Below are 11,551 nucleotides of genomic sequence, written 5' to 3'. Positions count from 1 at the left end.
CACGCAAAGTCACGCATTGTCAGATAGCGCTTGACTTAGAGTTCACTCGAAGTCCTAACCTGAGTTCCGTCATGTCGAAAGCTCTCACCATCGGTCAGGTCGCCGCGACGAGCGGCGTCTCCACGCATACGCTGCGTTACTACGAACAGGCGGGATTGTTGCGGTCGATCGGCCGCACGGACGCGGGGCATCGCCTGTATGCGCCCGCCGATCTCGACTGGCTGCAATTCGTGATGCGTCTGAAGGCGACGGGGATGCCGATCGCCGGCATGCAGGCGTTTGCCGCGTTGCGTGCCGAAGGCGACGCGACGTTCGGCGCGCGGCGCGCGATGCTGATCGAGCATCGCGACGCCGTGCTCGCGCGCATCGCCGAGTTGCAGACGAACCTCGACGCGATCAGCGACAAGATCGCGTTTTACGAGGCGGCCGAACGTGAAGCATCGACAGGATGAATCGACAACTCATATGTAAAGGACTTGCCATGAATCACGCACACGACGATCGTTATGCACGCGGCTGGGACAAGCTGAAGGAAATCGACGGCACGGCAGGGGAGAAGGTGATCGCATCGCTCGCGCCGATTGCGCCGGATTTCGCGCGGCTCTTGATCGAGTTCCCGTTCGGCGACGTGTATAGCCGTCCGCAACTCGACCTGCGCGCGCGGGAAATCGCGACGATCGCGGCGCTGGCCGCACTCGGCAACGCGCAGCCGCAACTCAAGGTGCATATCGAAGCGGCGTTGAACGTCGGTTGCACGCGCGACGAGATCGTCGAAGTGTTCATGCAGATGGCCGTGTATGCGGGATTTCCGGCGGCGTTGAATGCGCTGTTCGCGGCACGCGAGGTGTTCGAGCGGCGCGATGAAGAGGAAGCGGCGGAGGCCGCAGTCTGAGTCGTTGGATGATCGGCGGCGGGTTGGCGGAAGGGTTCGAGTGCAACTAACGGTCTGTTTTAATAACATTCTCCAAACTGGCGTACGCGGCCCGTTCCAAAAACCCCGTCTGTAGAGGGAGATCGTCGGTTGCGGAGCAGCAGGGCGGTGCTGTCGGTCGGCACGGAGGACGAGCGCCACCGCGTTAGCGCCGGCTGCAAGCGAATCAGGCCGCGCTGTCCGCCTGCTGCACGGCTCCCAGCCGCACCGACCGCGCGCTGATCGACCGCAAATACAAGGCGAGACCGATGCCCGCGATCAGCAGGCTCGCCGCATTCGCGAGCCAGAATCCACGCGCGCCCGTGAACGATTCGGGCACCCAGCCGCCGACGTCGAACCCAAGCGCATACCCGCCGCCCAACCCGACGCCCCACAACGCAACGGCATAGATCACGGTGGGCACGACGGCCACTCGATACGCGCGCAGCACGAACGCCGAGGTGATCTGCAGCGCGTCGCACAGGTGATAGAACACGACGATCAGCACGAGCGGCATCGCGGCTTGCGCGACATGCGCGTTCGGCGTGTAGCCCGCGATGATGACGGGCCGCAGCGCGAGCACGATCACGCCGTAGCAGCACGCGATCGCCACCGCCATCGCAATGCCGTGCCGCGCGAGCGTGCGCGCCGCTTCGTAGCGATGCGCGCCGAGCGCCTGCGCGACGAGCGTCGAGGTGGCGATGCCGATCGACAGCGGCGTCATGTACAGCACCGCGCCGATGTTGCCCGCGATCTGATGACCGGCCAGCGTCGTCGTGCCGAAGCGCGCGATAAAGAGCGCCATGAACGTGTACGACGTCACCTCGATCAGATACGACAGCCCCATCGGCACGCCGAGCTTCAACTGCGCCGCCTGACGCCGCCACACCGGCCAGCAGAAATGCCGGAAGATCGCGAACGGCCGGAACACGTCGAGCTTCGTCATCACCGTCATGCCGACGATGGCAAGCGTCCAGTTGATCAGAATGCTGGCGAGCGCGGCGCCCGGACCGCCAAGCGCCGGCAAGCCGAGCTTGCCGAAAATCAGCAACACGTTGAGCGGCAGCTTCAGCAGCAGCGCGCCGATCTGCAGGATCATCACGAGCCGCGGCTGGCCGACGGCATTCGTCAACGAGCTATAGACGCGGAACGCGAGGCTCGCGGGCAAGCCGAACGCGAGTATCTGCAAATAGGACACGGTGCGCTCGCGCAGCGCCTCGGGTGCTCGCGCAAGCTGCAGCAGCGGGTGAGGGAAGAAGAGAATCAGAAAGCCGATTACCGCGAGCGCCAGCGCGAGCCACAGCGCCTGGCGCACTTCCTCGCCGATTTCCTCGTAGCGCGCCGCGCCGTAGAGCTGACCGGCGATCGGTTGCAGCGCCGTCAGAATGCCCGTCAGACCGATATACACGGAAATGTAGATCGACGAGCCAAGGCCGAGCGCGGCGAGATCGGTTGCCGAGAAGCGGCCGACCATCGCCGTGTCGATCACCCCGAACGCGATGATGGCCAGTTGGCCGATCAGCACGGGCCACGCCAGCCCGGCGATTTTCCGCACATCGGCGAACATGGTCAGCCAGTTTTCTTCGGGCGCCACGGGCGGCGCTTGACGGGCGGCTGCGGCCGGTCGATACGCACGTACAGGCGGAAGCGTTCGTCGCGGTCGGCGACGCGGCGGCCTTCCCAGACGAGCTTCCAGACGAAGTTGGACATCGCGCTCGGCTCGCCGAAGTCCTGCGTGTCCTGGCGCAGCAGCACGTCGCAGTCTTCGTCGAACGAAAAATGCATGTCGCCGAAGTAGGCGAACGTGGCGATCTGCGCGTCGCCCAGGCGAGCGGGCGATATGCAGTTGTAGTCGGACGGCAGGTGCGCGGCGATCTGCTGGGCGACGTCCTTGTAGGTCCGACTGTAGTTGACGACGGGCAGCCACAGTGTCATCAGCAGCACCCACATCAGCGTCGTGCCTGCGCTCGACAGCACGACGCTGCGCCACAGCACCTTCGGATGACGCGCCACCCGCCATTGCACCAGCACGAACCAGCAGACGGTCACGGCAACCGCGCATACGAACGACAGGATCTTGAACTGCGGCGTGAAACCGGGCGCGAGGCGCGCAAGATTGCGCGCCAGCTGATGCGGAAAGCCCGTCATGCCCGCGAGCCACACCAGCCACACGAACGAGCCCAGCACGGTGAAACTGAGCACCGCGAACCAGTCGATCGCGTTGATCGCGCCGCGCTTGAGCGTCGGCAGCGCGAACGCGGCGATCACCGCGAGCGCGGGCGTCAGCAGGATGAACAGACGGTTCGAGCCGTGGCTTTGCAGCACGACGAGAACCAGCATCGGCGCGATCACCGACAGCGGAATCGCGATGTGCGGCGCGCGCCGCAGGCCGGCCCAGCTGAACCACGCCCAGATCGCGAGCGGCCACGCGGGCCACGCGAACAGCGACAGGTTCTTGAGGGCGTAGAGCAGCGTCGAGCCATACGGGCCCGCGAACGCATGCAGACTGCCGCGCATCCACTGCTGGAGGAACCAGACGGCGTCATCGGGATAGAGCGCGATGGCCGCCAGCGGCCACGCCACCGACAACGCCAGGGCGACGGGCAGACCGGCCAGCATCAGCGTGCGCCAGTGCGTCTCGTGGACGATCACCATCATCGCGAAGGTGCCGATCAGCAGCGCGCCGACCAGCACAGGACTGCTCGTCAACGTGACGAGGCCGATCGCGCCACCCCAGATCAGCGCGCCCTGGACGGGTTTGTCGACCATCCGCACCAGACCGTAGACGAGCATCGCGATGCAGACGAACTGTGCGATTTGCGGCGTGGTTTCGTGGCCGCGCTCGGCGAGGCCGAAGGTGGCGAGCAGGATCAGCAGCGCGCCGTCGCCGAGCGTGCGGCCATAGTCGCGCGGCTCGGGTTCGCCGCCGAATGCGTATTTGAACGGCTGAACCTCGGGCCGGCGGCCGAGCAGATAGGCCGCGTACCAGACGAACGCGCACGCCGCACAGAACAGCAGGCCAGTGAACACGCGCGACGCATTGCTTGCATCGACCAGCGGGTCCAGTACGCGGATCGCGCTCGCGCCGAGCCAGTAGCCAAGCGGCGCATCCGACGTCATGTACTTGCCCACCAGATTCGGCAGCAGCCAGTCGTGCAGGGAGCCGTTGGCCATCGTCCACATGACGCCGAAACCGGCTGCATCCTCGTTCTTCCACGGGTCGCGCCCGAACAGGCCAAACGACGCATACACGACGCAGATGGTGAGCAGCAGCCAGCGCGGCAGCGCGCTGGTGGCGGAGGCGGTGAGGCGAACGACAGATCTCATGCGGTGTTCGTGTGGGGCCGCGCGCGTGGCAGCCGTGAGTTATTGGTGGAGCGCAGGAGGCGTCTCGAAATCGGACATGCGGCATTGTAGACGGGTGGCGCGGTGCGCGTCACACGCTGCCTTACAGACAGTTGCACAGCAGATAAACGGGCGAGGGCCGGGCGGATTGCCGATGCGAACCCGGGCGGTGTGCCGATAAAGCGTCCACCGACAAAAAAGGGCAGCTTTCGCTGCCCTTTTTGCATCGTAGCGGCCCGGACGATAGTCGGGGCCACCCGTGTGTCACTTCCCGGGGTATTACTTGCCGGCCTTGCCCGAAGCGCGGGCGCCGAACTTCTTGTTGAACTTCTCGACGCGGCCTGCCGTGTCCATGATCTTTTGCTGGCCCGTGTAGAACGGGTGCGATTCCGACGAAACTTCGATCTTCGCCAGCGGGTACGTCTTGCCTTCGAATTCGCCCGTTTCCTTCGTCTGGATGGTCGAGCGCGTCACGAACTTGAAGTCGATCGACATATCGACGAACAGGACTTCGCGGTAATTCGGGTGAATGCCTTCTTTCATGGTCTTTCCTTTAGTCTGGCGGTAGCCAACCCGGGAGCCGGAGGATTCCGCAACCGCGAGCCACTTGCCTAAGGTCGAAAAACGGCGATTATGCCAGAAAATCAGACCTTTGACGAGGTTTTCGGCGGTTTTCTGGCAGCCGCGGCGCTTGGTTGCTTTCAGTTATTTTTCTTTTCGAATCAGACGTTTACGTCGCCGAGCGCGCCCGTGCGCGCGGGGTCTTGCCGGTAATAGCGCGCGAGCAGCCGGTATAGCTCGGGATACTCCGCTTCGAACTCGCGCGGCTTCACGAACAGCGCCTCGCTGCACACGGCAAAAAATTCCGACGGATGGTCGGTTGCATAAGGATCGATCAGCGATTCCCGCTCGAAGCGCGCCCAGCGGCGGTCCGGCACGGCGTCCACCTTCGCGCAGAACTGATCGTATGCGTGGTCGAACACGTCCGCCCATTGGGCGGCGTCGAGCGGCGCATGGAGCCTGCGAAAGAGGGGCGGGTGGCCATCCGCTTCGCCCGTCACCATGTCAATCTTGTGCGCGAACTCGTGAATCACGACGTTGTAGGCGTCCGAGCCGTCCGTCATCTGCGCGTCTTCCCACGACAGGATCACGGGTCCGCCTTCCCACGCTTCGCCGCTCGCGTCGTGCTCGACTTCATGCACGACGCCGTCCTCGTCTTCAACGGTCTTGCGGATCACGAACTCGCCCGGATAAACGATCACGCCGACCCAGCCGCGATACAGCTCCAGCCCGAGATTGAGCACGGGCAGGCAGGCCTGCACGGCGATCGCGACGGTGATCTGCTCCGTCAGTTCGAGATCGTGCGCGGTCGAGAATTCCTTTTGCGCGATGAACAGACTCGTCATCTCGCGCAGGCGCTGCAGGTCGGCGGGCGCGAGATGCGACAGGAACGGCAGGCCGTCGAGCGTCGCCTGCCAGAGCGCGTCGTCGATCGCGTAGGTGCGTAGCGCGCGGTCGCGGCGGCGCGTGTCGAGCCATCGGGTGAGTTTCGAAAACATCGCGTGCGTGGATTCGTTTGAATGATCGATGTCGGGCGGTTGCGCGACATGCCGGGCCGTCCCTGCCGCGTTCAGGCTTTCGTGCCTTTGGCGCGCTTCAACGCGGCCGATGCGCGCCGCTTCTGGATCAGTTCGTCGGCGCTCTCGCCGGCGAGACGGCGCTGCACGTAATCCAGATCGTCGCTCAGTTCGGCTTTGAGCTTCTGCGCTTCCTTCAGTTCGCGCTGCACGGATTCGATCCGCGCATCGAGCGACTCGACCTGCTGCGCGAGACCGTCGCGTATCTGCTGCAACGATTCCATCGAATAGCCGCGGCGTCCGCTTTCGGTGTTTTCGAGCGGCCGCTTCAGCATTTCGGTAATGCCCGCCAGCGAAAAACCGAGCGCGCGCAAACGCAGGATGCGCGAAAAACGTTCGAGATCTTCCTCGTCGTACAGACGATAGCGGCCCTCGCTGCGGCTGGGCGTGACGAGCCCGCGCTCTTCGTAGTATTTGAGCGTGCGCGGCGTGACGGCCAGGCGTTCGGCGGCGTCGCGAACGGTCAACAGAACGGGGGAGTCGGCGATCGGCATGGTGATGCTTCACTGGTCGGCGGGACGTGAAGCATTATAGAGATAGGCGCGGGTTCGCATGGTCGCTTGCGCAGGCGCTGGGCGCGAAGATAAAAAAAAGCGCCTGCTCGGAAGCAGGCGCTTTTGGTGAATGCGAACCTCGACGGTTATTTAGCCGCCGCCGCGACGCATCATGTCGAAGAATTCGGCGTTGTTCTTCGTCTGGCGGATCTTGTCGAGCAGGAATTCCATCGCTTCGACTTCGTCCATGTCGTGGATGAACTTGCGCAGCACCCAGATCTTTTGCAGGATCTCGGGCTTGATCAGCAGTTCTTCGCGACGCGTGCCGGACTTGTTCAGGTTGATCGACGGATAGACACGCTTTTCCGCGAGACGCCGCTCGAGGTGCACTTCCATGTTGCCCGTGCCCTTGAACTCTTCGTAGATCACGTCGTCCATGCGGCTGCCCGTTTCGATCAGCGCCGTGCCGATGATGGTCAGCGAACCGCCTTCCTCGATGTTACGGGCCGCGCCGAAGAAGCGCTTCGGACGTTGCAGCGCGTTCGCGTCGACACCGCCCGTCAGCACCTTGCCCGATGCGGGGACAACCGTGTTGTAGGCGCGTGCGAGACGGGTGATCGAGTCGAGCAGAATGACCACGTCGTTCTTCATTTCGACGAGGCGCTTGGCTTTTTCGATCACCATTTCGGCGACCTGCACGTGACGCGCGGCCGGTTCGTCGAAGGTGGAGGCAATGACTTCGCCCGCCACCGAGCGCTGCATTTCCGTCACTTCTTCAGGACGTTCGTCGATCAGCAGCACGAACAGGATCACGTCCGGATGGTTCTGCTTGATGGCATGCGCGATGTGCTGAAGCATCACGGTCTTGCCGGACTTCGGCGACGCGACGAGCAGGCCGCGCTGACCCTTGCCGATGGGCGCGATCATGTCGATGATCCGGCCCGTGACGTTTTCTTCGCCACGCATTTCACGTTCGAGCAGCAGCACCTTGTTCGGGTGCAGCGGCGTCAGATTCTCGAACATGATCTTGTGCTTCGAGGCTTCCGGCGGCTGGCCGTTGACCTTGTCGACCTTCACCAGCGCGAAGTAGCGCTCGCCGTCCTTCGGCGTGCGGACTTCACCTTCGATCGTGTCGCCCGTATGCAGGTTGAAGCGGCGGATTTGCGACGGGCTGATGTAGATGTCGTCCGTGCTGGCGAGATACGAGGTTTCCGGCGAGCGCAGGAAGCCGAAGCCGTCTGGCAGCACTTCGAGGGTGCCGTCACCGAAGATCGTTTCGCCCGTTTTGGCGCGCTTTTTTAGAATGGCGAACATCAGTTCCTGCTTGCGCAGGCGGTTCGCACTTTCGATCTCGAGACCATTGGCCATCTCGATCAATTGGGACACGTGCAGAGTCTTAAGCTCGGATAAATGCATACGGAGAACCCGCAGAGAAGGTGCGACCTGAAATGAAATCTGGGAGGAGAAGTGAGCGGAACCGCTCAAGGACTTACTCGTCTTTTAGACGTTTTGTGGATTCTAGCATAGCACACGCCAAAACCAGCCTGCGCGGCCGGTTCTTTGTCGGCGCATGATTCTTGTTGTCATTGTTGTCCAGCGACAACAAGAATCATGCGGCTCGCTTCATGCGTGGCGGGACTTCATTGCCGACGCACTGCGCGAGCCGGGCAACGCGCCTGCTGCGCGCGTGCCGTCCGCGGGTGCAGATTAAAGATTGCCGTCGAGGAACGCGGTGAGTTGCGACTTCGACAATGCCCCGACCTTTTGTGCAGCGACCGCGCCGTTCTTGAAGAGGATCAGCGTGGGAATGCCGCGCACGCCGAACTTGACGGGCGTGGATTGATGCTCGTCGACATTGATCTTGGCGATCTGCAGGCGATCAGCGTAGTCCTTCGCAACTTCGTCGAGGATCGGCGCGATCATCTTGCACGGGCCACACCATTCCGCCCAGAAATCGAGCAGCACGGGTTTGTCGGATTTGACGACGTCCTGTTCAAACGACGCGTCGCTAATATGCTTGATGTGTTCGCTCATTTGTGTGAATACCTCTTTCGGTTCGAGGCCTGCTTTGAATGCCCGCCACGATACAACAAAATCAGAAAACTTTCCGTTCGCTTCGCCACAGGACAAACCATCAAACGCACCGCGGGAAGTATCGTGGGGACACCTTCAGGAGGGCGGGCTGGCTTGGCTTTGCGGGCCACTTGAACGTCAGTTTAGCCTAAATTGCTATGCGTTGCCCGTCGTGATAGTACGCATTCCGACAGTAGGGTTTCCGCGCCGCGCCTCACATGATTCAGTTGATGCCAGTGTCGATACGAAGCGTGGCGGTCCCTCGTGACATTACCTATCTGGAGTTCGCCTGCGCGAACACAAGAGGGCCGCAGCGAAGTTCGAACGAGGTTTCTGCGCGTTTTGTCTGCGAGCCTCTCGCGCAGCGCAACGAGCGATGTTAGAATACGACGTGACGGGCCTCCTCGCATGGAGGTGCGGTCAACCTGGTCAGGTCGGGAACGAAGCAGCCACAGCCGTTTTCCGCCAGTGCCGAGGGTCAGGCTCGTCACCTTCCTTTTTTCCCCCTCGTTTTACTTTCCCTGTTTGTTCTCTTTGCAGCGTCGTTCGAAACGCGGCATCTTCTATCGCCTGCCTAGCGAAATTCAATGAAGCGTCAAAGCGTCGTCGCGCCTTGTCTGAACACGCTACCGATTCGTCTTTACGCGTCAGTCTTGCTGATACAATTTCCGGATGACCTATCAAGTTCTCGCACGCAAATGGCGGCCGAAGGATTTCGCTTCGCTCGTCGGACAGGAGCACGTGGTGCGCGCGCTCACGCACGCGCTCGACGGCGGCCGTCTGCACCACGCCTATCTGTTTACAGGCACGCGTGGCGTCGGCAAGACGACGCTGTCGCGGATCTTCGCGAAGGCGCTCAACTGTGAGACGGGTGTCACGTCCACGCCGTGCGGCGTGTGCCGCGCGTGCCGCGAGATCGACGAAGGGCGCTTCGTCGATTATGTCGAGATGGACGCGGCGAGTAACCGCGGCGTCGACGAAATGGCCGCGCTCCTGGAGCGCGCGGTGTACGCGCCCGTCGACGCGCGCTTCAAGGTCTACATGATCGACGAAGTGCACATGTTGACGAACCACGCGTTCAACGCGATGTTGAAGACGCTGGAAGAACCGCCGCCGCACGTCAAGTTCATCCTCGCCACCACTGACCCGCAAAAGATTCCCGTCACCGTGTTGTCGCGCTGCCTTCAGTTCAACCTGAAGCAGATGCCGGCCGGACATATCGTGTCGCACCTCGAGCGCATTCTCGGCGAAGAGAACATTCCGCACGAAGCGCAAGCGCTGCGCCTGCTCGCGCGCGCGGCGGACGGCTCGATGCGCGATGCGCTGTCGCTGACCGATCAGGCCATCGCGTACTCGGCGAACCAGGTCACCGAGGAAGCCGTGCGCGGCATGCTCGGCGCGCTCGATCAAAGCTATCTGATCCGCCTGCTCGACGCGCTGGTCGCGGGCGACGGCGCGGCGGTGCTGTCGGTTGCCGACGAAATGGCATTGCGCAGCCTGTCGTTCTCGACCGCGCTGCAGGATCTCGCCGGGCTGTTGCACAAGATCGCGTGGGCGCAGTTCGCGCCGTCGTCGGTGCTGGACGAGTGGCCGGAAGCCGCCGACCTGCGCCGTTTCGCCGACGCGCTGAGTCCGGAGCAGGTGCAACTGTTCTATCAGATCGCGACGATCGGCCGAAGCGAACTGGGCCTCGCGCCAGATGAATACGCGGGCTTCACGATGACGCTGTTGCGCATGCTCGCGTTCGAACCGGCCCCGAACGGTGGCGGCGGAGGCGGCGTGGCGCCTGCTGGGCGTTCGAGCGTGCCGCCGGCTGGAGCGAAGCGCACGGGTGCGCCTGTCGCGGCGGCGGCTGCCGCGCCGCAGGCTCGCGCCAGCGAGGCGCCGGCGGCTGCCGTTGCGATTGCGCCGCGCGTCGCCCCGGAGGCGAAACCCGAACCCGCGCTGGTTCAGCCGCAAGCCGCTCCTGAAGCGGCCGTGCCGCCACCGCCAGCGCCTGAAATCCAGGCCGCGCCTGTCGATGCCGCCGTCACGCCGATGTCGGTGGCCGGGGCTTCGAGTTCGGCCGAATCGACCGCGAATGTCGATGCACCGGTTGCTTCCGTCCGGCAACAAGACAACGCTGCGCCGCAAGACGACGCCTCCACGCAGCCCGAATCGGCGCCGCGCCGCGCAGGCGGCGCGAGCGCCGCGCTCGACGTGCTGCGCAATGCGGGCCTGAAGGTATCGGCAGGAGGCCGTGCCGCATCGGCCTCGGCTTCGCCCGCGTCAGCGGCGCCTGCGGCACCCGCCAAGCCCGCCGCGCCGCGTGTCGCCGTTCGCGTGCCGACGCCCGATCCCGCGCGCCGCGCCGCGGCCGCCGCACAGCAGGGAAGCGCGGCGCGCACGCAGACGGCGCGCGCCGCGCAGCCGCAGGGCGCCTCGGGCGTTCCGCCGTGGGACGACATTCCGCCGGACGACTACATGCCCGCATCGTCGGACGATGCGTTCTTCGCGGCTTCCGACGACAACTTCGTTCCCGTCTTCGACAGCGGCCCGGACGACATGCTCGTCGGGCGAGGCAATGCGCCCGCCGCGCCTGTCGCCACAGCCGCGCCCGTCGTCGACATCCGCACGCTGCCGCCCGCCGTGCCGCTCGATGCGATCGGCGTCGCGGGCGACTGGCCGGCGCTCGCCGTCACGCTGCCGCTCAAGGGCATCGCTTATCAGCTCGCGTTCAACAGCGAACTGATGGCCGTCGAGGGCAAGACGCTCAAACTGAATGTCGCAGTCCAGCTTTACACCGAGTCCGCGCAGGTCGCGAAGCTCAAGGCGGCGCTCGCCGAACGTCTGGGCAATGAAATCGATGTGCAGGTCGAAGTCGGCCCGGTGCGGCGCACGGCAGCCGTGCTCGATTCGATCGAACGCGCGAAGCGCCAGCAGGAAGCCGAGCGCGAGATCGGCGCCGATCCGTTCGTGCAGTCGCTGATCCGCGAATTCGGCGCGAGCATCGTGCCGGGTTCCGTTCGCCCGCTTGCGCCGGGCGCCGAAGGCGGCCAGAGCGCGGCCGGCCACTGACATCCGCGCGCGCCTTCCGCGCCTCCCATTACGCC

Annotated in this window: 10 protein-coding genes and 1 other RNA gene; 4 read left to right on the top strand and 7 right to left on the bottom strand. The window is 64.0% G+C overall.

The window, feature by feature from the left end:
• Positions 1 to 71 precede the first annotated feature (71 nt).
• Positions 72 to 452: a MerR family transcriptional regulator gene (locus C2L66_RS08355; protein WP_054930401.1), complete on the top strand. Its 381-nt coding sequence runs from the start codon at positions 72 to 74 to the stop codon at positions 450 to 452.
• A 29-nt stretch (positions 453 to 481) separates the two neighbouring features.
• Positions 482 to 892: a carboxymuconolactone decarboxylase family protein gene (locus C2L66_RS08350; protein ID WP_060600712.1), complete on the top strand. Its 411-nt coding sequence runs from the start codon at positions 482 to 484 to the stop codon at positions 890 to 892.
• Between the two features lie 205 nt (positions 893 to 1,097).
• Here C2L66_RS08350 and C2L66_RS08345 read toward each other — a convergent pair whose 3' ends face one another.
• The 7 genes from C2L66_RS08345 to trxA all read right to left on the bottom strand — a co-directional run bounded on the left by C2L66_RS08345 (position 1,098) and on the right by trxA (position 8,420).
• Positions 1,098 to 2,477 carry an MATE family efflux transporter gene (locus C2L66_RS08345; protein WP_060602659.1) on the bottom strand — a complete coding sequence of 460 codons (1,380 nt, stop codon included), beginning with the start codon at positions 2,475 to 2,477 and terminating at the stop codon, positions 1,098 to 1,100.
• Positions 2,478 to 2,479: 2 nt separating this feature from the next.
• On the bottom strand, positions 2,480 to 4,237 hold the full coding sequence (locus C2L66_RS08340; protein WP_054930403.1) for an ArnT family glycosyltransferase: 1,758 nt from the start codon (positions 4,235 to 4,237) through the stop codon (positions 2,480 to 2,482).
• A gap of 297 nt (positions 4,238 to 4,534) precedes the next feature.
• Positions 4,535 to 4,798, bottom strand: coding sequence for a type B 50S ribosomal protein L31 (locus C2L66_RS08335; RefSeq protein WP_036005045.1), 264 nt, complete (start codon positions 4,796 to 4,798; stop codon positions 4,535 to 4,537).
• 179 nt (positions 4,799 to 4,977) lie between these two features.
• Entirely contained in the window at positions 4,978 to 5,814 is an 837-nt protein-coding gene (locus C2L66_RS08330; RefSeq protein ID WP_060600715.1) for a M90 family metallopeptidase, read from the bottom strand.
• A gap of 71 nt (positions 5,815 to 5,885) precedes the next feature.
• Positions 5,886 to 6,386, bottom strand: a complete 501-nt coding sequence (locus C2L66_RS08325; protein WP_054930405.1) for a MerR family transcriptional regulator — start codon at positions 6,384 to 6,386, stop codon at positions 5,886 to 5,888.
• A gap of 150 nt (positions 6,387 to 6,536) precedes the next feature.
• Positions 6,537 to 7,802, bottom strand: coding sequence for a transcription termination factor Rho (gene rho / locus C2L66_RS08320; RefSeq protein WP_036005054.1), 1,266 nt, complete (start codon positions 7,800 to 7,802; stop codon positions 6,537 to 6,539).
• Positions 7,803 to 8,093: 291 nt separating this feature from the next.
• A complete protein-coding gene (trxA, locus tag C2L66_RS08315) occupies positions 8,094 to 8,420 on the bottom strand; it encodes a thioredoxin TrxA (RefSeq protein ID WP_007586494.1) in 327 nt (108 codons plus the stop codon).
• A 432-nt stretch (positions 8,421 to 8,852) separates the two neighbouring features.
• On the opposite strand from trxA, the gene ffs reads away from it, so the two are divergent.
• Positions 8,853 to 8,951, top strand: an RNA gene (gene ffs / locus C2L66_RS08310) — signal recognition particle sRNA small type.
• Positions 8,952 to 9,131: 180 nt separating this feature from the next.
• On the top strand, positions 9,132 to 11,516 hold the full coding sequence (gene dnaX / locus C2L66_RS08305) for a DNA polymerase III subunit gamma/tau (RefSeq protein ID WP_060600719.1): 2,385 nt from the start codon (positions 9,132 to 9,134) through the stop codon (positions 11,514 to 11,516).
• Positions 11,517 to 11,551 lie beyond the last annotated feature (35 nt).

The sequence above is a fragment of the Paraburkholderia caribensis genome, assembly GCF_002902945.1.
Classification (GTDB): Bacteria; Pseudomonadota; Gammaproteobacteria; order Burkholderiales; family Burkholderiaceae; genus Paraburkholderia; species Paraburkholderia caribensis.
The sequence above is the reverse complement of the archived record's forward strand: the minus strand, read 5'-3'. Positions and strand labels throughout refer to the sequence as shown.